Below are 24,725 nucleotides of genomic sequence, written 5' to 3'. Positions count from 1 at the left end.
AGCGGTGATGGAGTCGGCGACCTCGAAGACGTCGCTGAGGTTGTGGCTGATGAGGACGACGCCCAGGCCGTTGTCGGCCAGCCGGGGCTCTCGGCCGAGGAGGTCACCGAGGCGGTCTTCCGGACCCGCGCGCGGGGCTACGACCAGGGCGCCGTCGACGCCCTGCTCGACGACGTCGTCGCGGCGCTCGCCGCGGCCGAGCGGGAGGGGCACGGCGCCCGCTGAGGAGCGGGAGGGGCGGTCGGGCGCCGCGGCGACCTACGCTGCCCGGACCGCGTCCCCCGGAGGCAGCCCGTGACCACGACCGCGCGCACGACGCCCGCCGAGGGCGCGCCGCACCCGCCGACGCACGCCACCGGGCGCGCCCCGGAGCCCGGCACCGAGGACGGCCCGCAGGACGGGACCGGGGCGCCCGAGGACGACCTCCTCGCCCGCCACCGCCGCGTCTCGCCGGCGTGGATGGGGCTCTACTACGACGAGCCGCTCGAGCTCGTCGGCGCGTCGGGCGCCCGGGTCACGGACAGCCGCGGGCGCACCTACCTCGACTTCTTCGGCGGCATCCTCGTGACGATGGTCGGCCACGACCTCCCCGCCGTCCGCGAGGCCGTCACCGAGCAGCTGGCGCGCGGCGTCGTCCACACCTCGACGCTGTACCTGCTCCGCAGCCAGGTCGAGCTGGCCGAGAAGATCGCGCGCCTGTCGCGCATCCCCGACGCCAAGGTCTTCTTCACGACGTCGGGCACCGAGGCCAACGAGGCGGCGCTGCTCCTCGCGATGTCGCACCGCCGCTCCAACCAGGTGCTGGCGCTGCGGAACAGCTACCACGGGCGGAGCTTCGCGACCGTCGGCGTCACGGGGAACCGGTCGTGGTCGGCGTCGAGCTTCTCCCCGCTGCAGACGACGTACCTGCAGGGCGGGTACCGGTTCCGCAGCAGCTTCCGCGGCCTCGACGACGACGCCTACGTGGCGGCGTGCGTGGCCGACCTGCGCGAGCTCCTCGACGTCGCCGTCACCGGGGACGTCGCGTGCCTCATCGCCGAGCCCGTGCAGGGCGTCGGCGGCTTCGCCGTGCCGCCGCCGCGGCTGCTCGCCGCGTACAAGGAGGTCCTCGACGAGACCGGGACGCTCTTCGTCAGCGACGAGGTGCAGACGGCGTGGGGCCGCACGGGCCGCTCCTTCTTCGGCATCGAGGCGTCCGGCGTCGTCCCCGACGTCCTGACCTTCGCCAAGGGCCTGGGCGCCGGCTTCCCCATCGGCGGCGTCGTCGCGCGCGCCGACGTCATGGACGGCCTGCAGGCGAAGGGCATCTCGACCTTCGGCGGCAACCCGGTGGCCACGGCCGCGGCGAACGCCGTCCTCGACCACGTGCTCGACCACGACCTGCAGGGCAACGCCGACCGGCTGGGCCGCCTGCTCCTGTCCGGGCTGCGCTCGGCGAGCGCCGACCTGGCGATGGTCGGCGAGGTCCGCGGCGTCGGGCTCATGGTCGGGGTCGAGCTCGTCGGCCCCGACGGGTACGCCCCCGACCCCGCCGCCGCGGCCGCCGTCCTCGAGGCGACGAAGGCGCGCGGGCTGCTCGTCGGCGGCGGCGGGCTGCACGGCAACGTCCTGCGCGTCGCGCCCCCGCTCACCCTCACCGAGGCGGAGGCGCAGGAGGGCCTGGCCCTCCTCGTCGACGCCCTCCGCGAGGTCGACGCCGCCCGCCCCGCCTCCCGGGCTTCGTAGCCTTCTTCCGCCTCCGAGGCTCCCCGGTGCGGACTTCGTAGCCTTCTTCCGTCTCCGAGGGTCCCTCGTGCGGATCTCGTGGCCCTTCTCCGCCGACCTCCCCCTGGCCCGCGGCGCCGCCGGCCCATCGGGCGCGCGCGGCGCGAGCGGGACCGACGTCCACGGCGTCGGCGCCCTCGGCGGGGACGGCGGCGTCCGCGTCGAGACGGCCGGCGAGCTGACGCGCGGCGAGCTCGTCGTCGACACCACGGCCGGGACGCCGCGCGCCCGGACCGGCTGGCCCGGACGGCGCGGGTCGCCGTCGACGCCGACCCCGCCGGGCTCGGCCGCCTGCTCCTCGACCGCCTCGCCCGAGCGCGCACCTCCCCGCACCCCGTCGCCATGACGCCCTCCGACGAGAGGGCTGGCGGCACAGTGACGACGAGGTGCCGCCGGGAGGCGGGCGAGGACGTCAGAGTGACGACGAAGTGCTGGGGGGCCGCCGCCGAGGTGTCAGCGAGCGGGGAGGGCGTTCTCCGCGGCGGCGCGGGAGTACCAGCGCGCGCTGTCCTTCGGCGTGCGGACCTGCGTCGCGTAGTCGACGTGCACGACGCCGAAGCGCTTGCTGTAGCCGTAGGCCCACTCGAAGTTGTCGAGCAGCGACCACACGAAGTAGCCCTTGACCGGGGCCCCGCCCTCGACGGCGTCGAGCACGGCAGCGAGGTGGTCGTGGAGGTAGGCGATGCGGTCGTCGTCGTGGACGACGCCGTCGTCGCCGACGACGTCCGGTGCGGCCATGCCGTTCTCGGTGACGTAGAGGTCGACGCCGGGCGCCTCGGCGGCCAGGCGCAGCAGCAGCTCGCTCATGCCGCGCGGGTCGATCGACCAGCCCATCTCGGTGCGCGGGCCGGGCAGCTCGACGAACTCGACGTCGTCGCACGCCACCCACGGCGAGGCGCCGTCGCCGTGGCCGTCGGCGGTCTCCTTGGCGCCCTCGCCGCTCCAGCGGCGCACGACGGTCGGGGAGTAGTAGTTGAGCCCGAGGGCGTCGAGCGGCTGGCGGATCGTCTCGACGTCGCCGTCGCGGACGAAGGACCAGTCGGTGACGGCGGCGGTGTCCTCGAGGACGTCGGCCGGGTACTCCCCGCGCAGCATCGGGCCGAGGAAGACCCGGTTCTGCAGGCCGTCGACGCGGCGGACGGCGTCGCGGTCGCCCTCGGAGGACTCGTCGTCGGGGCGGAACCAGCCGAGGTTCAGCGTGACGGCGACCTCCGCGCCCGGCGCGTGCTCCCGGACGGCGCGGGCGGCGAGCCCGTGGCCGAGGTTGAGGTGGTGGACCGCGGCCAGCGCCGCCGCGGGCTCGGTGCGCCCGGGCGCGTGGACGCCGGCGGCGTAGCCGAGGTAGGCCGCGCACCACGGCTCGTTGAGCGTGATGAAGGTCCGCACCCGGTCCCCCAGGGCGCCCGCGACGACCGCGGCGTACTCGCCGAAGCGCTCCGCCGTGCGGCGGTCGGTCCAGCCGCCCTCGTCCTCCAGCGCCTGCGGCAGGTCCCAGTGGTAGAGCGTCACGGCGGGGGTGATGCCCGCGGCGACGAGCTCGTCGACGAGCGCCGAGTAGAAGTCGAGGCCCCGCTGCTCCACCGGGCCGAGCGCGTCCGCCGTCACCTGCGGCGTGATGCGCGGCCACGCCACCGAGAAGCGGTACGTCTGGAGCCCCAGCTCCTTCATGAGGGCCACGTCCTCGCGGAAGCGGTGGTAGTGGTCGTCCGCCACGTCACCGGTGTCGCCGTCGAGGGTCTTGCCGGGCGTGTGCGAGAACGTGTCCCAGACCGACGGCGTGCGCCCGTCCTCGTCGACGGCGCCCTCGATCTGGTAGCTGGCGGTCGCCGAGCCCCAGAGGAAGCCGTCGGGGAAGCGGGTGGTCTCGGACCTGCTCTGGGACACGGGGACTCCTTCGTCGGGGTGCAGGACGCGCGGTGGGCGCGCGGGGCGCCCGTCCGCGTCGGTCGACATCCGACGGACGTGCCGGTCGGGCGGCTCGCCGCGGTGGCGCCGCGGCCATCCTGCCGTCCGTCGGGACCGCACCGCCACCCCCCGGGCACCTCCCGCGCCACCCGCCGCCGGCCCCTCGCGCCCGGCGTCCGGACCGCGGTCAGGACGTCGCGGTCCCGGCGCCCGTGCTGGCGCGCACCCGCAGGTCGGGTGCCTCGACCTCCACGTCGACCACCGGCTCGGAGGCGGTCTGGCGCACGAGCAGGTCGGCCACGGCGGCGCCGTAGGCGAGGAGGTCGTGCCCGACGGCGGTCAGCTGCGGGTGGGTGACCGTGCACAGCACGGAGTCGTCCCAGGCGACGACGGCGACGTCCTCGGGGACGCGCAGGCCCGCACCGACGAGGGCCGACAGCCCGGCGACCGCCATGAGGTCGGTGTCGTAGAGCAGCCCGTCGACGCGCCCGGGTCCTCGCACGAGCTCCAGGGTCGCGGCCGCGGCCGCCTCGGCCCCGAAGTCGGTGTGGTGCACCACGGCGGTGGCGCCGCACCGGGCCGCCGCCGCGACGAGCGCCGCGTCGCGGATGCCGGTGTGGCCCAGCTCCTCGGGGCCGGCGACCCGACCGATCCGCGTGCGCCCCCGCGCGACGAGGTGGTCGGCGGCCGCGGCCACGGCGGCCGCGTCGTCCTTCCACACGCAGGGGAGACCGCCGGCCAGCGTCGGGTCGCCCACGACGACGGCGGGGAGGCCGAGCGCGGCGACGAGGCCGACCCGCGGGTCCTCGCGCCGCGGGTCGAGGAGCACGACGCCGTCGACGCGCCGCTCGCGGGCCCAGGCCCGCAGCGTGGCCTCCTCGGTCTCGGCGGCCGGGACCACCTGCAGCAGGAGGCCGTGCCCGCGCGGGCCGAGGACGCTCTCGAGGCCCGCGACGAAGCGGGCGAAGAAGGTCTCCGCGCCCAGCGTCTCCGCGGGGCGCGTGACGACGAGCCCGACCGTCCGCGAGCGGGCGCCCGACAGGGAGCGCGCCGCGCTGTTGGGCGCCCAGTCCAGCTCGGCCGCGACCTGGAGGACGCGGGCGCGCGTGGCCTCGGAGACCCCGGGCCGCCCGTTGAGCGCGTAGGAGACGGCGCCCTTGGAGACGCCGGCCCGCCGGGCGATCTCCTTGATCGTCACGCGCGCCACGAGCACCCCTCGGCGCGAGAGGTCACGGCTCCCGCCACCAGGAGCGGGTCGCGCCGCGCGGACCGGGAGGACGGGCGCCGTGGCGCCCGCCCCCCGGACCCGTCCACCTCAGCCCTTGACCGACCCGGCCAGGAGGCCGCGGACGAAGAAGCGCTGGAGGGAGATGAAGACGACGAGCGGGACGACCATCGTGATGAAGGCGCCGGCCGACAGCAGGTACCACGCGTTGCCGCGGGTGCCCGCGAGGTCGGCCACCGCCGCCGTGAGCGGCGTCGCGTCGTTCGAGGCGAACGTCAGCGCCACGAGGAGGTCGTTCCACACCCAGAGGAACTGGAACACGCCGAAGGCCGCGATGGCGGGCACGAGCAGCGGGAACAGCACCTTGAAGAAGATGGTGACGTGCCCGGCGCCGTCCATGCGCGCCGCCTCGACGAGCGAGGGCGGCACGTCCTTCATGAAGTTGTGGAGCAGGAAGATCGCGAGCGGCAGCGCGAACATGGAGTGGGACAGCCAGACCGTCCAGAAGGACCCCGCCACACCCGCGTCGACGTAGAGGGTGAGCAGCGGGACGAGGGTCACCTGGATCGGCACGATCTGCAGCGCGAAGACCGCCACGAAGAGCGTGTTGCGCCCCCGGAAGGGGATCCACGCGAAGGCGTAGGCCGCCAGAAGCGCCAGGGTGATGGGGATGAGGACGGCCGGCAGCGTGATGACGAAGCTGTTGACGAAGTTCGACGCCAGGCCGCTGTCGACGAGCGCTGCCTGGTAGTTGTACTGCGAGAACAGCGGGTTCGTGATCGCCGTCCACCAGCCCGAGCTCTGGATGTCCTCGACCGTCCGGAAGGACGTGACGAAGAGCCCCAGGGTCGGGATGCTCCACAGCACGGCGATGACGATGGCGATCGTCGAGGCCGCCGGCTTGGAGAGCCGCTCGGCGGCCGCCTCCGCGCGGCGCTGGCGACGGCGCGAGCGCCAGGACTCGGTGACGGGGGCGTCGATCTTCCCCGTCGCCTGGGTGACGACCTCCTGGCTGACGTCGCTCGCGGTCACCGGATCTCCTCGGACAGGCGCAGCTGGCGGACGTTGTAGGCGATGATCGGCACGACCAGGATGAACAGGAGGACGGCGAGCGCCGCGCCCAGGCCCTGGTTGAACTGCCGGAAGGTCTGCGAGTAGAACTCGTTGGCGATCACCGAGGTGCTGAACTGGCCGCCCGTCATCGTGTAGACGATGTCGAACACCTTGAGCGTCGAGATCGCCACCGTCGTCAGCACGACGACGAGCGCCGGGCGGATGCTCGGCACCGTCACGTAGCGGAACATCCCGAAGCCCGAGACCCCGTCGAGGCGGGCCGCCTCGGTGACGTCGTCGGGGATGGCCTTGATGGACGCCGAGAGCACCGTCATGGCGAAGCCCGCGTTGATCCAGATCATCACCGCTATGATGAAGAAGGTGTTCTGCGGGGCGTTCAGCAGGAACTGGCGGGGCTCGGCCCCGAGCCAGACGAGCACCTGGTTGAGCAGACCGATCTGGCTCTGACCCTCGGGGCGGTACTCGTAGACGAACTGCCAGATGATGCCCGCGGCGACGCCGGAGATGGCCATCGGCAGGAAGACGAGCGCCTTGGCGAGGTTCTCGAAGCGCGTCCGGTCGACGAGGTAGGCGTAGACCATGCCGAAGGTCGTCGCGACCAGCGGGACGAGCACCACCCACAGCACGGTGTTGCGCAGCACGATGAGCAGCTCGCTGTTGCTGAAGACGGCGGCGTAGTTGTCGACGCCGACGAACTCGCTGCCGTCGTTGTTCTTGAAGCTGTTGACCAGCGTGCCGATGGCCGGGTAGACGAGCCCGAGCACCAGCAGGAGGAGCGGGGGTCCGAGGAAGCCGAGGACCACCACCCACTGCGGCACGCGCTTGGGCTTGTCGACGGCGAAGAGGATCCCGCCCATGACGAGGGCGAAGAGCGCGATGGCCAGGACCATCAGCGCGAGCTTGTGCGCGGTCGTCTCCGCGTCGAGCAACCAGTCCACGAGGTCTCCTCCGAGACGTCATCGGCCCGGCCCAGGGCGCGGCGTCAGCGGGACGTCACTGGGGCCAGGCGGCCTCGATGTTGTCGAGCGTCTGCTGGTCGGACTGGTCGCTGGCGATCCAGTCCGTCAGCTGCTGCCACTCGGCGTCCGCGCCGACCTGGGCCGGCATGAGGTCCGAGGCGTCGAAGCGGAAGGTCGCCTCCGGGTCCTGCAGCTGCTCGACCGCCAGCTGGTCGATCGGGCTCTGCAGGTTGCTCGGGTCGAGCTCGAGGTTCGCCGAGAACCAGCCGGGCTGGGAGGCCTGGGCCTTGAGGTTGGCCCAGTCGCCCGTGGACAGCCAGTACTGGACGGCCTGGGTCGCCGGGTCGTCGTTGAAGGCGGCCACGAACTCGCCGCCGCCGACGATGGCGCTCCCCACCTCCTCGTTGATCACGGGGGTCGGGAAGGCGAAGACGTCGCCGTCCTCGGAGACGTCGGTGCCCGCCGGCCAGTTGGCCTGGTAGAAGCTCGCCTGGCGGTGCATCCAGCACTGGCCGTCGAGGATCGGCAGGCCCGCGTCCTGGAACTCCGTCGAGGCGATGGAGCGCACGTCGCCCAGCCCGCCGTTGACGTAGTCCGGGTTCTTGAGGATGCCGCCGGCCTGCGCCAGCGACTCGGCGATCTGCGGGTCGTTGAAGGGGATCTCGTGCGCGACCCACTGGTCGTAGACGTCGGGGCCCTGCTGGTGGAGGACGACGTCCTCGAGGAAGTCGGTGGCCGGCCAGCCGGTGGCCTCGCCCGAGCCGATGCCCGCGCACCAGGGCTTGCTGTCGGGGTGGTCGGCGACGATCTGGTCCGACAGCGCGAGCATGTCGTCCCAGGTCTCCGGCACCTCGTACCCGGCCTCGGCGAAGGCGCTGGGCGAGTACCAGACGAAGGACTTGACGTTGGCGCCCAGCGGCGGCGCGTAGAACGTGCCGTCGACCGTGCCGTAGTTCTTCCAGTCCTCGCTCCAGTACTCGTCGACGTTGTCGACGACGGCCTGGGCGGGCTCCGCGACCTGGCCCGTGGCGACCATCTGGGCGAGCAGGCCGGGCTGGGGCAGGAAGGCGATGTCGGGGGCGTTGCCCGCGTTCACGCGGACGGGCAGCTGCGCCTCGAACTGGCGCGAGCCGTTGTAGTTGACGGAGATGCCGGTGCACTCCTCGAAGGGCCCGAAGGCGTCGATGAACGACTGCGACTCCGGGTCGACGATGGTCGTGTAGACCTCGACCTCGGAGCCGTCGACGTCGCCGAACTGCTCGAACTGCGAGCAGTCGATCTCGCTGCTGGCGACCTCGGCGCCGGCCGTGCTGCCGCCGGAGCTGACGCCGGCCTCCTCCTGGGAGGCGCAGCCCGCCAGGGCGACGACAGCACCCAGCCCGGCGGCGACGGCCGCCCTGCTGCTCTTCCGCGAACGGGTGGACATGGCTCTCCTCTCGCCGGCGGCACCGGTGCCGCGCGCTCCGAGATGACAGCACCCGGGGGCGTCCCTATCAAGCCGCGACGATAACGATCGGGCGACGAGGTGAACCGGTACAGCGACGCACGCGCCGGAATCCGGCATGTGAGCGCTGACATGCCCCCTCGCGCCCGGAGGACGGCCCGGCGGCGCTGCTCCGACCGGGTCCTCCGACCGGCTCCTCCGACGGGGTCCTCCGACGGGGTGCAGATCCTCCGCCGAGGACGCTCAGGCCACGGTCGCCGGGTCGCCGTCGTGCTCGCGGGGCCCCGCGGCGCGGCGCCCCCGCTTGGCGGCGTACATGCGCTGGTCGGCCTCGTGGAGCAGCTCGCCGAAGGTCTCCCCGTCGCGCGGGCTGAGGCCGATCCCGATGCTGGCGCCGACGGCCACCCGCCGGACGCCGAGGTCGACCGGGGCGGCGACGGCCGCCGAGACGGACGCGGCGACGCGCTCGGCGTCCTCCTCGGCGGTCTCCGGGTCGAGCGCCGGCAGCGCGACGAGGAACTCGTCGCCGCCGAGGCGCGCCAGCAGGTCCGTGCGCCGGATGGCGGCCCGGATGCGCTGCGCCAGGGCGACCAGCAGCTCGTCCCCCACCGCGTGGCCGTGCTCGTCGTTGACGGCCTTGAAGCCGTCGAGGTCGCAGAAGAGCAGCGCGACGGCGTGCCCGGCCAGGCGCGCGTCCCAGAGCGCCGCCTCCACGCGCTCCTCCAGCCGCCGGCGGTTCTTGAGCCCCGTCAGCGGGTCGGTGTAGGCGAGGCGCTCGACCTGCTCGACCAGGGCCCGGGCGCGGTCGCGCTCGGTCTCGAGCGCCCGCTGGGCCTCGACCCGCGCCGTGACGTCGTTCTGCACCCCGATGTACTGGAGCACCTTCCCGTCCGCGCCGAGCACGGGCGCCAGGTAGATCTCGTTCCACCACGGCGCCCGCTCCGGGCCCCGGTGGTTGAGCAGCGTCCCCCGCCACTCCTGGCCGGTGCGGATAGCGGTTCGGATCGCGTCGACGACCCCGGGATCGGTGTCCGCCCCCTGGAGGAAGCGGCAGTTGCGGCCGAGCACGTCCTCGACGGCCATGCCCGAGAGCTGCTCGAAGGCCTTGTTGGCGTACACGAGCGGCTGGTCGGGCCGCCGCATGTCGGCGATGGTCACGCCGCTCGTCGTGGCGGCGAGCGCGCGGTGCAGGAGCGCCTCGCCGGCGGGGGTGGTGCGCACCTCCCCGGGCGAGCGCGCGGGTCCCGCCGCGCCGGCCTCGGCCGCGACGGAGGCGCGCTGCTCGGCGCCGGTGGGCACGGGCACGGCCTCGCGCGGGACCACCCGCGAGAGCAGGCACCGCGCGGCGTCGACGACGGTGGCCCGCTCGTAGGTGAGCGCGTACTCGAACGTGCGCTGGGCGTCGGGGCCGGTGTCGCCGAGGTCGCGGGCGAGCAGGGCCGCGCTGAAGTGCGGGCCCAGGACGACGACGTCCCACTCGCCGCGGACCGCGTCGTCGACCGCCAGCGTCGTGCCCCGCAGGCCCGGGATGGGCTCCTCGGGCAGGCCCTCCCCCAGCGCGCACACGAAGCCCGTGCGCTCGACGAGGTCGCGGTAGCGGGCCGCGGTGGCGGGCGTGAAGTGCTTGGCCTCCTGGAAGGTGGAGGCGACGACGGCGGTCTCGCCGAGGCGCAGCGCCTCCCGCTCGAGCTGCTTGCTCAGCTCGATGAGGAGCTGCTTGGGCGAGCGGCGCAGCTCGTGGTGCGCCTGCAGGAGCGCGAAGGGCGACGTCGCGGCGAGGTCGACGGCGGCGCGGGGCGGGAGCACGAGCTCGCCGACCTCGAACGCGGGCGCGGGACCCGGCGCGGGCCGCCCGAAGAGCCAGCCCTGGCCGAGGCGCGCCCCGAGGGCGCGGCCGACCCGTAGGTGCCGCTCGTCCTCGATGCCCTCGGCGAGGACCACCGCGCCGGACGACTCGGCGTAGGCGTTGACGGCGTTCATGATCTGCGCGACGGCGGGCCCGGGACGCTCCTGCACGAGGCGCAGGTCCAGCTTGACGACGTCCGGGCGCAGCAGCGGCATGAAGGCCAGCGAGAGGGCGTCCGCGCCGACGTCGTCGAGGGCGATGCCCCAGCCGATCTCGCGGACCCGGTCGACCGTGCGCAGCAGCTCCGCCGGCCGGTGGGCGAGCGCCCGCTCGGTGATCTCCACGACCACGCGGAGGTCCCCCGGGGCGTCGGGGGCGATGGCGAGGAGGTCGTCCAGGGGCGCGCTGTCGAGCACCTCCGGCTCGACGTTGACGAAGAGGGTGAGCGGCGCCAGCAGCTGCTGCTCGAGGGCGCCGCGGAAGGCGGCCTCCCGGCAGGCGGCGTCCAGCTCGGCGAGCAGGCCCTGCGCGCGGGCCGCGGCGAAGAGGTGGTCGGGCCGCTCGAGGGCGCTGCCCCGGGGACCGCGCGCGAGCGCCTCGTAGGCGACGACCCGACCGCTGTCGAGGTCGACGATCGGCTGGAAGACGCTCCGGACACCGCCGTCGAGCACCTCGCGCAGCCCTGCGCCCCCGTCCGCCACCGTCATCCCGTCCTCCGCCTCCGCGCCGCTCCTCCGGGTGCGCCACCGGCTGGACGCGTCCCGTCGTGACTGTCGGCAGGCCGGGGTGCGATGTGCGGGCGACGCCGCGGTCGCACCCGATCGGCCGAGGAGACGCCTCGGCCGCCGTCCGCCCGCCGCCGCACGACGGCCGGGCGCCGTCAGGCCGCTGCGGACCTGCGTCCCGGGGAGGCGTCCCGGGAGAGCCAGCGGCGCAGGTGCTCGCGTCCGAAGAGCTCGTCGAGCACCATCGCGGCCGCCCCGGCGACCCCGGGGTCACCACCGGCCAGCGACGCCTCGACGCGGAGGTCGCGCGTGGCGAGCGGCAGCGACCGCTCGTAGACGCCCTGGCGGACCGAGGCGAGGAGGAGGTCGGAGGTCGAGCCCAGGCGGCCACCGAGGACGAGCAGCCCCGGGTCGAAGAAGTTGACGAGCGTGGCGAGGACCTGGCCGACGAGCCGCCCGGCCGCCTGCACCACCTCGACGCTGGCCCGGTCGCCCTCCTGGGCGGCCCGCACGAGGTCCTCGACACCGAGCTCACCGGTGCGCGCGAGGGCCCGCGCCAGCGGGGGGCTCGCGCCGCCCTCGGCCAGCTCCCGGGCGCGCCGGACCATGGCCGCGCCGCCGGCGACCGCCTCCAGGCAGCCCGTGTTGCCGCAGCGGCAGACGACGTCGCCACCGCCCGGCGCGAGGACGTGGCCGATGTCGCCCGCGCACCCGTGCGACCCGCGGAGCAGCCGACCGCGCCCCACGAGACCGGCCCCGATGCCGGTGCCCACCTTGACGAAGAGCATGTCCTCCACCGCACCCGGCGCGTGGTCACGGCGACGGACCAGCTCCCCGAGCGCCATGAGGTTGACGTCGTTGTCGACCCACGTCGGCGCCCCCCACCGCTGCGACGTGCGCGCCCGCACGTCGACGTCGTGCCACCCGGGCATGATCGGCGGGCGGTTCGGGCGCCCGGAGGCGAACTCGACGGGGCCGGGGAGCCCCACGCCGACGCCCCGCACGGGCGGGAGCTCGCCCTCCGCGCCGAGGCCCTCGAGCAGCCCGGTGAGCATCTCGTCGACCCGGCCGAGGACGACGTCCGGGCCGTCGGACACGTCGCCCGGCTCCTCGACGACGGCGAGCACGCGCCCCTCGAGGTCGGTGACGCCCGCCGTGAGGTGGCTCGCGCCCAGGGGCGCCACGAGGACGAGCCCGGCGTCCGCCCGCAGCGCCAGCTCGCGCGGGGCGCGACCGCCGCTCGACGGCGCCGTGCCCCGCTCGTCGAGGAGCCCGAGCTCGAGCAGGCGCGCCACGCGGCCCGCCACGGCGCTGCGGCCGAGCCCCGACTGCCGCGCGAGCTCGGGCCGGGTGCGGGCGACGCCCGACCGCACGAGGTCGAGGACGGCGACGAGGCCGTCGACCTGGTCGTCCGGCAGCGGGGCCGCGGGACCGGGAGCACCGCGCCCACCGGGCTCGCCGGCACCCCCGCCGGCGGGGACCCCGCGCGGGAGGCCCTCCGCGTCGAGCGCCGTCATGGGCGGGAGGGTAGCCCCGCGGCTTCTGCACGTGGACCGTTGACTTCTGCACGCCGACGGCATTAGATCCTCCTCACTCGGGGCGACGGCGCCCCGCAGGAGCGCACGGAGGTGTGATGCCTGACGGACGGGTCGACCGCCCGCGGGAGGCCGCCCGCGACGTCGCGGGCGGGTCCGACGAGCTGCTGCGCATGACCGGGATCGTCAAGCACTTCCCCGGCGCCAAGGCCCTGGACGGCGTGGACCTCGTGGTCCGCGCCGGCGAGGTGCACTGCGTGCTCGGCCAGAACGGCGCGGGCAAGTCCACGCTCATCAAGGTCCTCGCGGGCGCCCACGCGCCGACCGCGGGCCAGATCGTCTGGCAGGGGGAGCCGCTGACCCTGGCCGACCCCGTCGCCGCCATCAGGGCGGGCATCGCGACGATGTACCAGGAGCTCGACGTCGTCGACGGCCTCACCGTCGCCGAGAACGTCTACCTGGGCCACGAGATGTCGACGCTCGGCGTGACGAGGCGGCGCGACGTCGAGCGCCGCACCAAGGAGCTCCTGGCGCGGCTAGGCCACAGCGAGATCGAGCCGGGCACCGAGGTCGGCTCCCTCTCCGCGGCCGGCAAGCAGATCGTCAGCATGGCCCGCGCCCTCTCGCACGACGCCAGGCTCATCGTCATGGACGAGCCGTCCGCCGTGCTGGACTCCGAGGAGGTCGACAACCTCTTCGGGACCGTCCGCGACCTCACCGCGGCGGGCGTCGGCATCGTCTACATCTCCCACCGCCTCGAGGAGATCCGCGCCATCGGCGACCGGATCACCGTCATCAAGGACGGCCGCTCCGTCGCCACCGACCTGGCCGTGGCCGACGTCCCCACCCCCGAGCTCATCCGCCTCATGACCGGCCGCACGGTCGAGGGCTTCCCGCAGCGTCGCGCCCTGCCGGCCGACGCCGAGGAGCTGCTCGTCGTCGAGGGGCTCGCCGCCGACGGCGTGTTCGAGGACGTCTCGTTCACCGTGCGGGCCGGCGAGGTCGTCGGCCTCGCCGGCCTCGTGGGCGCCGGCCGCTCGGAGATCCTCGAGACCGTCTACGGCGCACGCAGGGCCACGGCCGGCTCGGTGCGCGTCGGCGGGAGGAGGCTGCGCGCCGGGTCCGTCGCCGCCGCCGTCCGGGCCGGCGTCGGGCTCGCGCCCGAGGAGCGCAAGAGCCAGGGCCTGCTCCTCGGCGAGCCCGTCTACCGCAACATCACGCTGACGAGCTTCGGCCGCTTCGCCAAGGGCGGCCTGCTCGACGAGAAGGCCGAGCGGGCCGCGGCCACCGAGCAGATCCGGGCCATGGAGCTGCGGCCCGCCGACCCGGACCGGGTCGTCGGCACGCTGTCCGGCGGCAACCAGCAGAAGGCGATGCTCGCCCGCTGGCTCGTCCACGGCTGCCGGGTCCTGCTCCTGGACGAGCCCACCCGCGGCGTCGACGTCGGAGCCCGCGCCGAGATCTACGCCCTCGTCGACCAGCTGGCCGCCTCCGGCGCGGCCGTCGTCGTGGTCTCGAGCGAGATCCCCGAGGTGCTCGGGCTCGCGGACCGCGTGCTGGTCGTCTCCGACGGGCGGGTCGTCCACACCGGTCCCGCCGACCAGATCGACGAGCACGGGGTCCTCGACCTCGTCATGGAAGGACGCGCGGCATGAGCCAGAACACGCCCGACCTGGCGACGGCGGGGTCCGTGCCGCCCGACGACGAGGGCGGGGCCCCGCCGACGCCGCTGCAGCGCACCGGGGCGACGCCGGGCGCCGGCCCGGCCCCGGCCGGCGAGGGCAGCGCCGTGACCCGGCTGCTCAGCAGCGACACGGGGCGCACCCTCGGCCTCGTGGCCGTCCTCGTCCTCATCGTCGTCGCCGGCGTCGCGACCGCGGGCAGCCAGTTCGCGAGCGTGCCGACCGCCTTCACGATCCTCAACTACGCCGCCGTCATCGGCGTCGTGAGCATCGGCATGACCTTCGTCATCACCGGCGGCGGGATCGACCTGTCGGTCGGCTCGCTCGTCGGCCTGTCCTCGATCTGGGCCTCGACGGTCGCGACGCAGACCATCGCGGCGGGCAGCCACTGGGCGGTCATGGTCTTCACCGCGGTCGCCGTCGGCGCGGTGGCCGGTCTCGTCACCGGGGCGGTCGTCGCGTACGGCAAGGTCGTCGCCTTCATCGCGACGCTCGCCATGCTCATCGCCGCCCGCGGCCTCGCGGAGCTCATCGCGCAGAACCGCACGCAGGTCCTCGACCCGGACACCGGGTACAGCGACGCCCTGACGGGGCGGGTGCTCGGCGTCCCGGTGCTCATCTGGGTCTTCGCGCTCGTGTCGCTGGCCGGCTGGTTCCTCCTCAACCGGACCACCTTCGGCCGCCGCACCGTCGCCGTCGGCGGCAACCCCGAGGCCGCGCGCCTCGCGGGCATCAAGGTGCAGCGGCACACCATGTACCTCTACGCCCTGTCGGGCACCTGCGCCGGCCTCGGCGGCGCGATGATCCTGGCGCGGGTCAACTCCGGGTCGTCGACCAACGGCACGCTCTACGAGCTCGACGCCATCGCGGCCGTCGTCATCGGCGGCACGCTCCTCGCCGGCGGGCGCGGCACGGTCCTCGGCACCGTCCTCGGCGTCCTCATCTTCGCGACGCTGCAGAACGTCTTCGTCCAGAACAACCTCTCGATCTCGACGCAGTCCATCGCCAAGGGCGCGATCATCGTCGTCGCCGTCCTCCTGCAGCAGCGCCTCGCGGCGCGCCGCGCACCCCGCCGCGCGGGGTAGCCGCGGGCGGCCGCCGGCCGCCCCCGCGACGAGCCCGCCACCAGACCCACCACCGGACCCGACCGGCCGTCTCACCGAGGAGAGCCATGTCCACCACCCCCTCCCGCCGCCCCTGGCTGCTCGCGGCGAGCTCGCTCGCCGTCGGCTCGCTCCTGCTCACGGGCTGCGTCTCGAACGAGCCCGCGGACACCGGCGACGGCGCCGGCGACGCCGCGGCCGCCGAGCCGGCGACCGCGAACGACGAGCCGGGTGACACGGTCACCATCGGCTTCACGGCCCCCGCCGCCGACCACGGCTGGATGTCCGCCATCACCCGGGCCGCGGAGGAGCGCGCCGAGGGCTACGAGGACGTCGACCTGCAGGTCGCCGACGGCACCAACGACGTGAACCTGCAGATCGCCGCCGTCGAGACCTTCATCAACAACGGCGTCGACGCGATCGTCATCCTCCCGTACGACGGCGCCGCCCTCACCGACGTGGCCACGCGCGCCATGGAGGAGGGCATCACGGTCGTCAACGTCGACCGCGAGTTCACCTCGCCGTTCGCCGCCCGGGCCACGGTCCTCGGCGACAACTACGGCATGGGCGTCTCGGCCGGCACGTACATGTGCGAGCAGCTCGGCGACGACCCCGACGCGGTCGTCGCCGAGATCGCCGGCATCGACTCGCTGCCGCTGACGCAGGACCGCAGCCAGGGCTTCGCCGACGCGCTGGCCGACTGCGGCCTCGAGGTGAGCAACCGCGTCGCCGCGGACTTCACCGTCCAGGGCGGCCAGGCGGCCGCGGCGAACCTCCTGTCGGCGGCCCCGCAGATCGACGCCATCTGGAACCACGACGACGACCAGGGCGTCGGCGTCCTCGCGGCCATCGAGCAGGCGGGCCGCGACGAGTTCTTCATGGTCGGCGGCGCGGGGTCGGCCAACGTCATGCGCGAGATCCAGGAGGGCGACTCGGTCCTGCGGGCCACCGTGGTCTACCCGTCCACGCAGGCGGCCGACGGCGTGAGCCTCGCCCGCCTCGTCGAGCAGGAGAAGGACATGGAGGACCTGGTCTCGAGCCAGGTGCCGCGCCAGGTGCAGCTCTTCGCCCCCGTCGTGACGGCCGACAACGTGGACCAGTACCTCGACACGGCCTTCGAGTCCTGACCCCCCGGCGCCGCGCGCCCGCCGGCCGCCGGGCCGGCGGGAGCGCCCCCTGGCAGCCTGACCGACCACCGCCCGCGGCGGTGGTGCGGACCACCGCACCACCGCCCACGACCCCGTGCGGCCCCGGCCGCGCGACGACGAGGAGACGACGATGACGAGCGAGGACGCAGCGACCCCGGGCGCGGCGACCCTGGGGGTGGCGATGGTCGGCCACTCCTTCATGGGCGCCGCCCACTCCCAGGCGTGGTCGGTCGCCCCGCGCTTCTTCGACCTCCCGCTGGCCCCGCGGATGGTCGTCGTCGCCGGCCGGCGGCCCGACGCGGCCGAGGCCGCCGCGCGGCGGTACGGCTGGGCCGGGAGCACCGCCGACTGGCGCTCGGTCCTGCAGCGCGACGACGTCGACCTCGTCGACGTCTGCACCCCCGGCGACACGCACGCGGAGATCGCCGTGGCCGCGCTCGACGCCGGCAAGCACGTGCTCTGCGAGAAGCCCCTCGCCAACTCCGTCGAGGAGGCCGAGACGATGGTGGCGGCCGCCGAGCGCGCGGCGGCCCACGGCGTCCGGGCGACCGTGGGCTTCACCTACCGGCGCGTGCCGGCCATCGCCCTCGCCCGCCGGCTCGTCGCCGACGGGCGCATCGGCACGGTGCGGCACGTCCGCGCGCAGTACCTGCAGGACTGGATCGCCGACGAGAGCGCCCCCATGTCCTGGCGCCTCGACAAGGAGCGCGCCGGGTCGGGTGCCCTGGGCGACATCGGCGCCCACGTCGTGGACCTCGCCCAGCACGTCACCGGCGAGCTGCTCACGGGCGTCAGCGGGCTGCTCGAGACCTTCGTGCACGAGCGCCCCCTGCCCGGCGACGGCGGCGGCGACCTGCGCGGGACGGCCGGCGAGGGCACCGGGCGCGTGACGGTCGACGACGCCGCCGTCTTCACCGCCCGCCTGGCCGGTGGCGGCCTCGCGACGTTCGAGGCCACCCGCTTCGCCCACGGCCGCAAGAACGCCATCCGGCTCGAGGTCAACGGCTCGAGGGGCTCGCTGGCCTTCGACTTCGAGGACATGAACGTCCTCCACTACTACGACGCGACCGAGGACCCGGTCGTCGCCGGCTTCCGCCGCATCTACGTCACCGAGCCCGACCACCCCTACGGCGGCGCGTGGTGGCCGGCCGGCCACGGCCTCGGCTACGAGCACGCCTTCACCCACCAGGTCGTCGACCTCCTCGGCGCCCTGGCCGAGGGCCGCGACCCCGAGCCCACCTTCGCCGACGGCCTGCAGGTGCAGCGGGTCATGGCGGCCGTCGAGGCGTCGTCGGCCTCGGGCTGCGCCTGGCAGGCCCTCTAGGCCGGGTCGACGAGCCCTCCCACGGCACCCGGCCCCACCCAGCACGGCGGCACCACCCGACACCCAGGAGGACGCATGCCCCGCCCGATCACCCTGTTCACCGGCCAGTGGGCCGACCTGCCGCTCGAGGAGGTGGCCCGGCTCGCCAGCGCGTGGGGCTACGACGGCCTCGAGCTCGCCTGCTGGGGCGACCACCTCGACCCGTGGCGCTGGGACGACGCCGAGTACGTGCAGGGCCGCCTGGACCTGCTCGAGCGCCACGGCCTGCAGCTGCACGCGATCAGCAACCACCTCAAGGGCCAGGCGGTCTGCGACGACCCCATCGACCAGCGCCACCGCGACATGCTCCCGGACGTCGTCTGGGGCGACGGCGACCCCGAGGGCGTGCGGCAGCGGGCCGCCGAGGAGATGAAGAACACCGCCCGGCTGGCCGCGGCGCTCGGCGTCAAGACCGTGGTGGGGTTCACCGGGTCGAGCATCTGGAAGTACGTGGCGATGTTCCCGCCCGTCTCGGCCGAGCTCGTCGACGCCGGCTACCAGGACTTCGCCGACCGCTGGAACCCGATCCTCGACGTCTTCGACGAGGTGGGCGTCCGCTTCGCCCACGAGGTCCACCCGAGCGAGATCGCCTACGACTACTGGACGACCGTGCGGGCGCTGGAGGCCATCGGGCACCGCGAGGCCTTCGGCCTCAACTGGGACCCGAGCCACTTCGTGTGGCAGGACCTCGACCCGGTGGCCTTCCTCTGGGACTTCCGCGACCGGATCTACCACGTCGACTGCAAGGACGTGAAGCGCCGGGTCGGCAACGGCCGCAACGGGCGCCTGTCGAGCCACCTGCCGTGGGCGGACGGGCGCCGCGGCTGGGACTTCGTGTCCACCGGGCACGGCGACGTGCCGTGGGAGGACTCCTTCCGGATGCTCGGGCAGATCGGCTACGAGGGGCCCATCAGCGTCGAGTGGGAGGACGCCGGCATGGACCGCCTCGTCGGGGCGCCCGAGGCCCTCGAGATGGTCCGCCGCCTCGCGTTCGACCCGCCGGACGCGGCCTTCGACGCGGCCTTCTCCACCCGCTGACCTCCCGCGCCCGCCCCGCCGACGCCGCCCCCGCACCCCGGGGGCGGCGTCGCCGCGTCAGGGGGCGTGCTCCACGCGCAGCACGACGGCCCCGCCCGCCGGCACCTCCACCGCGCCGTCGTGGTGCGCGCCCGTCAGCAGGTCGGTGCCGCCCTCGGGCAGCCGCGCCGGCGCGGCGGCGTGGTTGAGCGCGAAGACGAGGTCGACGCCGTCGCCGCGGCGGCGGACGACCTCGAGGTCGTGGGGCAGGTCGCGCGGCGCGACCCCGGCTGCGGTGAGCACCTCGGCGAGGAGGGTGCGCAGGTCGGCGACGCCCAGGCGCGTGGCCACGTACCAGGCCGTCCCCGCGCCGACGTCGTGGCGGGTGACGGCCGGGTGCCCGGCGTCCGGGCCCTCGGCGAAGGTCCGCAGCACCTGCGCGCCGCGCGGGCGCACCCGCTCGGACCAGACGTCGCCGACCGGGGGCCGGGAGCCCCCCGGGGCGTCGCCGTCGCCGGAGAGGGCGACGCGCTCCCCGGCGCGCAAGGGGTGCCACTCCTCCACGTCCAGGCCGAGGACGTCGCGCAGCTGCCCGGGGTACGGGCCGTCCGGGACGCGGTCGGTGCCGTCGACGACGCCGGAGAAGAAGGGCACGACGAGGTGGCCGCCCCGCTCGACGTAGGCGCGCAGCACCGCCGCGGCCTCGTCGGTGACGAGGTAGAGCTGCGGCAGGACGAGCACGGGGTACCGGGCGAGCCGCTCGAGGTCGGCGTCCGGCGGGACGACGGCGGCGGTCACGTGCAGGTCGTGCAGCGCCTCGTAGGTCGCCTCCGCCCGCTCGGCGTACCGGACGTCGACCGTGGGGCGGAACTCGAGCTCGAGCGCCCACCGCGACGGCCAGTCCCAGACCATCGCGACGTCCTCGACGACCACGCTGCCCGCCACCTCCGCGAGCCGGCCGAGGTCGGCGCCGAGGGCCACGACGTCGCGGAACAGGTCGGAGTCCTCGCCGGCGTGGGGGACCATCGCCGAGTGGAACTTCTCCGCGCCGGAGCGGGAGGCCCTCCACTGGAAGAACATCGCGCCGTCCGAGCCGCGGGCGACGTGCGCGAGCGCGTTGCGCCGCATCTCCCCCGGCCGCTTGGCGACGTTGCGCGGCTGCCAGTTGACCGCGCTCGTCGAGTGCTCGAGCAGCAGCCACGGGCCCCCGCCGGCCAGCCCCCGCGTCACGTCGGCGGACATCGCGAGGCCCACGTGCGGGCGCTCGGCCTCCGCCGTCAGGTAGTGGTCGTTCGTGACGACGTCCACCTCGGGCGCCCACCGCCAGTAGTCGAGGTCCTCGCTCGTCGTCGCCATGAAGTTCGTCGTGACCGGCGCGCCGGTGGCGTGCGCGCGGACGGCGTCGCGCTCGCCGCGGTAGCAGGCGAGGTGCTCGTCGGAGGAGAAGCGCCGGTAGTCCAGCTGCTGCGCCGGGTTCACGGGCATGGGGGCGACGCGGGGCGCCCGGACGTGCTCCCAGGCGCCGTAGCGCTGGCTCCAGAAGGCGGTGCCCCAGGCCCGGTTGAGGGCGTCGAGGTCGCCGTAGCGGTCCTGCAGCCAGCGGCGGAACGCCTCCTCGCTGACCGGGCAGTAGCACTGGCCCACCTGCGCGCCGAACTCGTTGCCGATGTGCCACAGCGCGAGCGCCGGGTGGTCGCCCAGCTCGCCCGCGAGGTGGGACGCGAGAGCCTGCGCCGCCCTCCGGTAGTCGGGGCTGCTCGCGCAGTAGTGCTCGCGCGCACCGATCCCCAGCCGGACGCCGTCGCGCGTCATCGGCAGGGACTCGGGGTACCGGGAGGCGAACCAGGGCGGCGGCGAGGCGGACGGCGTCGCCAGGTCGACCCGGATGCCCGCCTCGTGGAGCCGGTCCAGGACGCGCCGCAGCCACGCGGTCTCGTAGCGCCCCTCCTCCGGTTCGAGCAGGGCCCACGAGAAGACGCCGACCGTCACCATCGTGACCCCGGCCTCGACCATGAGGCGGACGTCCTCCGCCTGCACCTCCTCGGGCCACTGCTCGGGGTTGTAGTCGCCGCCGAAGGCCAGGCGGTCGAGCGTCGGCACCACGGTGGACGGCATGCGGTCTCCTCGGACGACGGTGACGGAAAGCGGTTGCTCACCGTAGGCCAGGCGACCCGGCGGGCGCGGCGCCCGGCGGGGAGCACCCGCCGGCACCTCCCTCGGGGCCCGGACGGGCCGTGGTCACTGGGTGTCATGCCACTAGGCCGTCGGAGTCATCTTCGCCCCGGGTGGTCACGGGCAGTGACGTCCGCGGGTGATGCTCTCGTCCTGGGGCGGCCGCTCGGGCCGGCCTCCGGAGCCGGGGCCACGAGGTCCCCGCCGACACCGTCAGGAGGCAGCCCGCGTGGTCACGTCCCACCGTGGCTGAGGTCGCGATCCTCATCGCCGCGCACGACGAGGAGGACTGCATCGGTCCGACCCTCGCCGCCGCCACCGCCCAGACGCACCCGCTCGCGGCGGTCGTCGTGATGGCGGACAACTGCAGCGACCGCACGGTCGAGATCGCCCGCTCCTTCCCCGGCGTGACCGTCATCGAGACGGTCGGCAACCGGCACAAGAAGGCCGGAGCCCTCAACGAGGCCTGGCAGCTGCTGCGCGGGCGGGTCGACCACATCGCCTGCCTCGACGCGGACACGATCATCCCGCCGGAGTCGGTGGCGCAGTGGGTGGCCCAGATGGACGCCGAGCCCGCCACCGCCGGCATCAGCGCCCGCTTCACGATGCAGCCCGCCCCCGGGAACACCCGGTGGGGCAACCTCCTGGCGCGGCTGCAGAAGGCCGAGTTCGCCCGCTGGACCGACACCGCGCTGAACCGCGGCGGGCGCACCAGCGTCCTCGCCGGCACGGCCTGCATGCTCCGCACGAGCACCCTCGAGGTGCTCCACGCCGAGCGGTGCGCCGAGGGCGTGACGAGCGGCCCGTGGTCCTACGCCTCCGACGTGGAGGACTTCGAGCTCACCTACCGCCTGCGCCGCCTCGGCTTCGAGACCAAGGTCTCCTACACCGTGCGCGCCTACACGGACGCCATGACGAGCCTGCGGGCGCTGTGGGCCCAGCGCATGAAGTGGCAGGGCGGCACGGTCGAGGACCTCCTCTCGATCGGCGTCACCCGCCTCACGCTGCGTGACTGGGGCCAGCAGGCCCTCGGCCTCCTCGCCGCCGCCGTGCGCTTCGGCTGGGTCGCGACGACGGCGCTCTACGCGGTCCTCGGCGTCCTGTCCTTCCACTGGGTCTGGTTCGTCGTGCCGCTGCTCTTCATCGCCAACGACGTGAAGCAGTCGCTGCGGGTGCCGCACCGCGACAGGACCGACGTCCTCCTCGCCGCCCTGCTCGTCCCGCAGGAGCTCTTCGCCTGGATGCGGGCCGCCTGGTTCACCCGCGCCTGGGCCGAGTGCCTCGTCTCCCGGTACGTCACCGGTCGCAAGAAGGACCGCTGGGCCGCCCAGTACGCCGCGGAGACCGCGGTCGCCGCCTGAGCCGGCTCCGCCCCCTCCTCCCCCCCTCTCTGCTCCCCCAGCGCCGCCGCCCCGGTGGCGCCCCCACCCCTGCCCTCCTGGAGGACCCCCGTGTACGGAGCCAAGACCACCCTCGCCACCGCCAGCGCCGGCGCCACCGGCACGACCATGGCCACGGGCGCCGGCGTCTGGGTCGTGTTCGCCGCCATCACCGTGCTCTTCGCGCTCTCCGCCGTCGTCCAGTTCGTGCGGCCGGCGCGGGCGCACCGCCCCTGACGACGTCCGGCGCGTCGGTCATCCTGGCGAGATGACCTCCGCCCGCCCCCCGCGCCAGCGACGGGCCGCGGGCGCCGCCCTCGCCCTCGCCTGGGTCGGGCACCTGCTCGACTCCTGGCTGCTGGCCTGCCTGGCGCTCCTCGCCACCTACGCGTGCCTGGCGACGTCGGCCCAGCTGGCCCTCGGCCTCCAGGGGCGCCGGCGCTGGGTGCTCGTCGTCGACCTCGCCGCGGTCGCCGTCGTCGGCGCCGCCGGCGCGCTGTGGCTCGTCGCGGTCGTGGGCGGCCCCCCGCCCGCGGCCGCCGCCGTGGTCGCGGCCGGCGACCTCGTCCTCCTCGGCCACCTCGTGGCGCTGCTGCACTCGCGCGCCCGCGTCACGGTCTCCGTCCTCGCCCTGGTCGCCGCTCTGCTGGCGCTCGTCGTGCACCACGTCGGCTCGTGGGCCGACGCCGCGCCCGTCGCGTCGTCGCCCTGGGCCAGTGCGCTCGTCGCCGTCGCCGCCCTCGCCGTCACCGCGGCGTGGCACCCGAGCATGGCGGCGTTCGGCGACGTCGTCAGCCCGCTCGTGGCGCCCCGCCGCCAGGTGCTCGTCACCGTGCCGGCGGTCGTGGGCCTGCTCGCGGCGCTCGCCCTCGCCGCGGCCGGGGCGCTGCCCGAGCCGCCGCGGGGCACCGGCGCGGTGGTGGCGGTGGCCGCGCTCGCCGCCGTCCTGCTCATGACGACGAGCTCGAGCCTGCAGTCCGCGGTCGACCGCGAGCTCCTCGAGACCGACCCGCTCACCCGAGCGGGCAGCCGCCTCGCGCTGGAGCGCCTCCTCGCCACGCAGATCCACCAGGGGACCGACCCGGTGCGCCTCGTCGTCGTCGAGCTCGACGACGTGGCCGTCCTCGCGCGCCGGCAGGGCCGCCAGGCCGCCGACGACCTCCTCGTGCGGCGCGTGCGCGCCCTCGAGGACGGCCTGCCCGACGCGGTCGTGTGCCGGACCGGCCCGCAGACCCTCGCCGTCGTCGTGCCCACCTCCTCGCGGGCCCGCCGCCGGGAGACGCCGCTCGGCCTCGTCGCCGCCGTCCGCGCGCAGCTCGAGGCCCCCGGGGCGGCCGGGCCGACGGCGCCCGGGGCCGCGACGTCCACCGCGGCGGTGCTCACCGTGCCCCCGCGCGCCGACCTGCCCGCCGAGGGCCTCTCCACGCGCGAGATCGTCGCCGCCCTGCTGCGGCACGCCGAGGTCTCCCTGCTCGCCGCGCGCGACCGGCGCGTGCCCGTCGAGGCCGACGTCGCCCGTGACGGCGCCTACGAGCGCGCGCGCCGGCTGGACAACGACCTGGCCGCCGCCCTGGAGGGCGGGGAGCAGATCGCCGTCCACTACCAGCCGCTCGTGGACCCGCGGACGGGCGCCGTCCGCTCCCTCGAGGCGCTCGTGCGCTGGGAGCACCCCGAGCTCGGCTCGGTCGCGCCCGACGACTTCCTCACCGCCGCCTCCCTGCAGGGGCGCGCCCGCGACCTCGACGACCTCGCGCGCCGTCAGGCCCTCGCCGACTTCCGCACGTGGCGGGCCGCCGGCGTCGAGCCGGAGCACGTCGCCGTCAACCTCTCCGCCCAGAGCCTGGAGTCGCCCGACCTCGTCGAGCGCGTCCTCGCCGACCTCGCCGCGGCGGGCGTCGAGCCGCGCCACCTCGTCGTCGAGGTCGTCGAGCAGGAGGAGCTGCGCGACCTGCGCGCCGTCGCCGAGCGCCTCCACCGCCTCCACGCCACGGGCGTGGGCGTCGCGGTCGACGACTTCGGCGTCGGCCACGCCGCGCTGCAGTACCTCCTGCACCTGCCGGTGACGGCGGTGAAGCTCGACCGCAGCCTCGTCGCGGAGGTGCTCACCCCGGGCGGGCGGGCCCTCCTCGGGTCGGCGGTGGCGCTCGCCACGTCGCTGCGGGCCGAGGCCGTCGCCGAGGGCGTGGAGTCGGTCGAGCAGATGCGCGCCGTGGCCGACCTCGGCTTCTCCCTGGCCCAGGGGTGGTACGGCGGACGCCCGCGCCCGGCCGAGGAGACCGGGGCCCTGCTCGCGCAGCGCGGGACGCGCCGACCGGCGCCTGCCGGGGAGGTCGCCGGGACGGGCGCGGCCGCCGGGGTCCCGGGCGGACTGCGCTAGGGACCGC

18 protein-coding genes and 2 pseudogenes are annotated in these 24,725 nt (G+C 75.1%); 11 read left to right on the top strand and 9 right to left on the bottom strand.

Annotated elements, in window-relative coordinates; genetic code table 11:
- Positions 1 to 84, bottom strand: a pseudogene (locus HLB09_RS20280) (sugar ABC transporter ATP-binding protein); the annotation flags it as partial.
- Between the two features lie 51 nt (positions 85 to 135).
- Between HLB09_RS20280 and HLB09_RS20275 the strand changes: the two are divergent.
- The 3 genes and pseudogenes from HLB09_RS20275 to HLB09_RS02725 form a co-directional block, all read left to right on the top strand.
- Positions 136 to 225 (top strand): annotated as a pseudogene (locus tag HLB09_RS20275) (hypothetical protein); the annotation flags it as partial.
- Positions 226 to 459: 234 nt separating this feature from the next.
- Entirely contained in the window at positions 460 to 1,725 is a 1,266-nt protein-coding gene (locus HLB09_RS02730; protein WP_171201879.1) for an aspartate aminotransferase family protein, read from the top strand.
- A 67-nt stretch (positions 1,726 to 1,792) separates the two neighbouring features.
- Positions 1,793 to 2,110, top strand: a complete 318-nt coding sequence (locus HLB09_RS02725; RefSeq protein ID WP_171201875.1) for a hypothetical protein — start codon at positions 1,793 to 1,795, stop codon at positions 2,108 to 2,110.
- A gap of 107 nt (positions 2,111 to 2,217) precedes the next feature.
- Here the strand turns inward: HLB09_RS02725 and HLB09_RS02720 are convergent, their stop codons facing one another.
- From HLB09_RS02720 to HLB09_RS02690, 7 genes are all read right to left on the bottom strand, one after another.
- On the bottom strand, positions 2,218 to 3,717 hold the full coding sequence (locus HLB09_RS02720; RefSeq protein WP_171201874.1) for a GH1 family beta-glucosidase: 1,500 nt from the start codon (positions 3,715 to 3,717) through the stop codon (positions 2,218 to 2,220).
- A 139-nt stretch (positions 3,718 to 3,856) separates the two neighbouring features.
- Positions 3,857 to 4,876 (bottom strand): LacI family DNA-binding transcriptional regulator, encoded by a 1,020-nt coding sequence (locus tag HLB09_RS02715; RefSeq protein ID WP_171201873.1) that lies wholly within the window; start codon positions 4,874 to 4,876, stop codon positions 3,857 to 3,859.
- A gap of 108 nt (positions 4,877 to 4,984) precedes the next feature.
- Positions 4,985 to 5,875, bottom strand: coding sequence for an ABC transporter permease subunit (locus tag HLB09_RS19705; RefSeq protein ID WP_171201878.1), 891 nt, complete (start codon positions 5,873 to 5,875; stop codon positions 4,985 to 4,987).
- A gap of 47 nt (positions 5,876 to 5,922) precedes the next feature.
- Positions 5,923 to 6,906, bottom strand: coding sequence for a carbohydrate ABC transporter permease (locus tag HLB09_RS02705; RefSeq protein ID WP_171201872.1), 984 nt, complete (start codon positions 6,904 to 6,906; stop codon positions 5,923 to 5,925).
- Positions 6,907 to 6,961: 55 nt separating this feature from the next.
- Positions 6,962 to 8,353 (bottom strand): ABC transporter substrate-binding protein, encoded by a 1,392-nt coding sequence (locus HLB09_RS02700; RefSeq protein ID WP_171201871.1) that lies wholly within the window; start codon positions 8,351 to 8,353, stop codon positions 6,962 to 6,964.
- Between the two features lie 261 nt (positions 8,354 to 8,614).
- Complete coding sequence (locus HLB09_RS02695) at positions 8,615 to 10,924, bottom strand: diguanylate cyclase domain-containing protein (RefSeq protein ID WP_171201870.1); 2,310 nt, start codon at positions 10,922 to 10,924, stop codon at positions 8,615 to 8,617.
- A gap of 173 nt (positions 10,925 to 11,097) precedes the next feature.
- Complete coding sequence (locus HLB09_RS02690; RefSeq protein ID WP_171201869.1) at positions 11,098 to 12,459, bottom strand: ROK family protein; 1,362 nt, start codon at positions 12,457 to 12,459, stop codon at positions 11,098 to 11,100.
- A 116-nt stretch (positions 12,460 to 12,575) separates the two neighbouring features.
- Here HLB09_RS02690 and HLB09_RS02685 point away from each other — a divergent pair, with 116 nt between their 5' ends.
- The 5 genes from HLB09_RS02685 (at position 12,576) to HLB09_RS02665 (ending at position 18,811) form a co-directional block, all read left to right on the top strand.
- Positions 12,576 to 14,132 (top strand): sugar ABC transporter ATP-binding protein, encoded by a 1,557-nt coding sequence (locus tag HLB09_RS02685; RefSeq protein ID WP_171201868.1) that lies wholly within the window; start codon positions 12,576 to 12,578, stop codon positions 14,130 to 14,132.
- Positions 14,129 to 15,244, top strand: a complete 1,116-nt coding sequence (locus HLB09_RS02680; RefSeq protein WP_171201867.1) for an ABC transporter permease — start codon at positions 14,129 to 14,131, stop codon at positions 15,242 to 15,244. Before HLB09_RS02685 ends, HLB09_RS02680 begins: the two co-directional genes overlap by 4 nt.
- 86 nt (positions 15,245 to 15,330) lie before the next feature.
- A complete protein-coding gene (locus HLB09_RS02675; protein ID WP_171201866.1) occupies positions 15,331 to 16,389 on the top strand; it encodes a substrate-binding domain-containing protein in 1,059 nt (352 codons plus the stop codon).
- Positions 16,390 to 16,540: 151 nt separating this feature from the next.
- The gene (locus tag HLB09_RS02670; RefSeq protein WP_212755873.1) at positions 16,541 to 17,734 is read left to right on the top strand and encodes a Gfo/Idh/MocA family protein; all 1,194 of its coding nucleotides are present in this window, start codon (positions 16,541 to 16,543) and stop codon (positions 17,732 to 17,734) included.
- 75 nt (positions 17,735 to 17,809) lie between these two features.
- Positions 17,810 to 18,811, top strand: a complete 1,002-nt coding sequence (locus HLB09_RS02665) for a sugar phosphate isomerase/epimerase family protein (protein ID WP_171201865.1) — start codon at positions 17,810 to 17,812, stop codon at positions 18,809 to 18,811.
- A gap of 57 nt (positions 18,812 to 18,868) precedes the next feature.
- On the opposite strand, the gene HLB09_RS02660 is transcribed toward HLB09_RS02665, so the two are convergent.
- Complete coding sequence (locus HLB09_RS02660; protein ID WP_171201864.1) at positions 18,869 to 20,905, bottom strand: beta-galactosidase; 2,037 nt, start codon at positions 20,903 to 20,905, stop codon at positions 18,869 to 18,871.
- Between the two features lie 302 nt (positions 20,906 to 21,207).
- On the opposite strand from HLB09_RS02660, the gene HLB09_RS02655 reads away from it, so the two are divergent.
- The 3 genes from HLB09_RS02655 to HLB09_RS02645 all read left to right on the top strand — a co-directional run bounded on the left by HLB09_RS02655 (position 21,208) and on the right by HLB09_RS02645 (position 24,718).
- On the top strand, positions 21,208 to 22,323 hold the full coding sequence (locus HLB09_RS02655) for a glycosyltransferase family 2 protein (protein ID WP_171201863.1): 1,116 nt from the start codon (positions 21,208 to 21,210) through the stop codon (positions 22,321 to 22,323).
- Positions 22,324 to 22,413: 90 nt separating this feature from the next.
- Positions 22,414 to 22,578, top strand: coding sequence for a hypothetical protein (locus tag HLB09_RS02650; protein WP_171201862.1), 165 nt, complete (start codon positions 22,414 to 22,416; stop codon positions 22,576 to 22,578).
- A 31-nt stretch (positions 22,579 to 22,609) separates the two neighbouring features.
- A complete protein-coding gene (locus HLB09_RS02645; RefSeq protein WP_171201861.1) occupies positions 22,610 to 24,718 on the top strand; it encodes an EAL domain-containing protein in 2,109 nt (702 codons plus the stop codon).
- Positions 24,719 to 24,725 lie beyond the last annotated feature (7 nt).

This window comes from Pseudokineococcus marinus, from assembly GCF_013004605.1.
GTDB classification, from domain to species: Bacteria; Actinomycetota; Actinomycetes; order Actinomycetales; family Quadrisphaeraceae; genus Pseudokineococcus; species Pseudokineococcus marinus.
This window is presented reverse-complemented; position numbering and strand designations above follow the sequence as displayed.

What these genes read in the sequence shown, in the direction of transcription:
- HLB09_RS02665 (WP_171201865.1), top strand. Translation starts at nt 17,810, where the DNA reads ATGCCCCGCCCGATCACCCTGTTCACCGGCCAGTGGGCCGACCTGCCG.
- HLB09_RS02700 (WP_171201871.1), bottom strand. Translation starts at nt 8,353, where the DNA reads ATGTCCACCCGTTCGCGGAAGAGCAGCAGGGCGGCCGTCGCCGCCGGG.
- HLB09_RS02675 (WP_171201866.1), top strand. Translation starts at nt 15,331, where the DNA reads ATGTCCACCACCCCCTCCCGCCGCCCCTGGCTGCTCGCGGCGAGCTCG.
- HLB09_RS02695 (WP_171201870.1), bottom strand. Translation starts at nt 10,924, where the DNA reads ATGACGGTGGCGGACGGGGGCGCAGGGCTGCGCGAGGTGCTCGACGGC.
- HLB09_RS02645 (WP_171201861.1), top strand. Translation starts at nt 22,610, where the DNA reads ATGACCTCCGCCCGCCCCCCGCGCCAGCGACGGGCCGCGGGCGCCGCC.
- HLB09_RS02720 (WP_171201874.1), bottom strand. Translation starts at nt 3,717, where the DNA reads ATGTCGACCGACGCGGACGGGCGCCCCGCGCGCCCACCGCGCGTCCTG.
- HLB09_RS02730 (WP_171201879.1), top strand. Translation starts at nt 460, where the DNA reads ATGGGGCTCTACTACGACGAGCCGCTCGAGCTCGTCGGCGCGTCGGGC.
- HLB09_RS02680 (WP_171201867.1), top strand. Translation starts at nt 14,129, where the DNA reads ATGAGCCAGAACACGCCCGACCTGGCGACGGCGGGGTCCGTGCCGCCC.
- HLB09_RS02660 (WP_171201864.1), bottom strand. Translation starts at nt 20,905, where the DNA reads ATGCCGTCCACCGTGGTGCCGACGCTCGACCGCCTGGCCTTCGGCGGC.
- HLB09_RS02690 (WP_171201869.1), bottom strand. Translation starts at nt 12,459, where the DNA reads ATGACGGCGCTCGACGCGGAGGGCCTCCCGCGCGGGGTCCCCGCCGGC.
- HLB09_RS02670 (WP_212755873.1), top strand. Translation starts at nt 16,541, where the DNA reads ATGACGAGCGAGGACGCAGCGACCCCGGGCGCGGCGACCCTGGGGGTG.
- HLB09_RS02685 (WP_171201868.1), top strand. Translation starts at nt 12,576, where the DNA reads ATGCCTGACGGACGGGTCGACCGCCCGCGGGAGGCCGCCCGCGACGTC.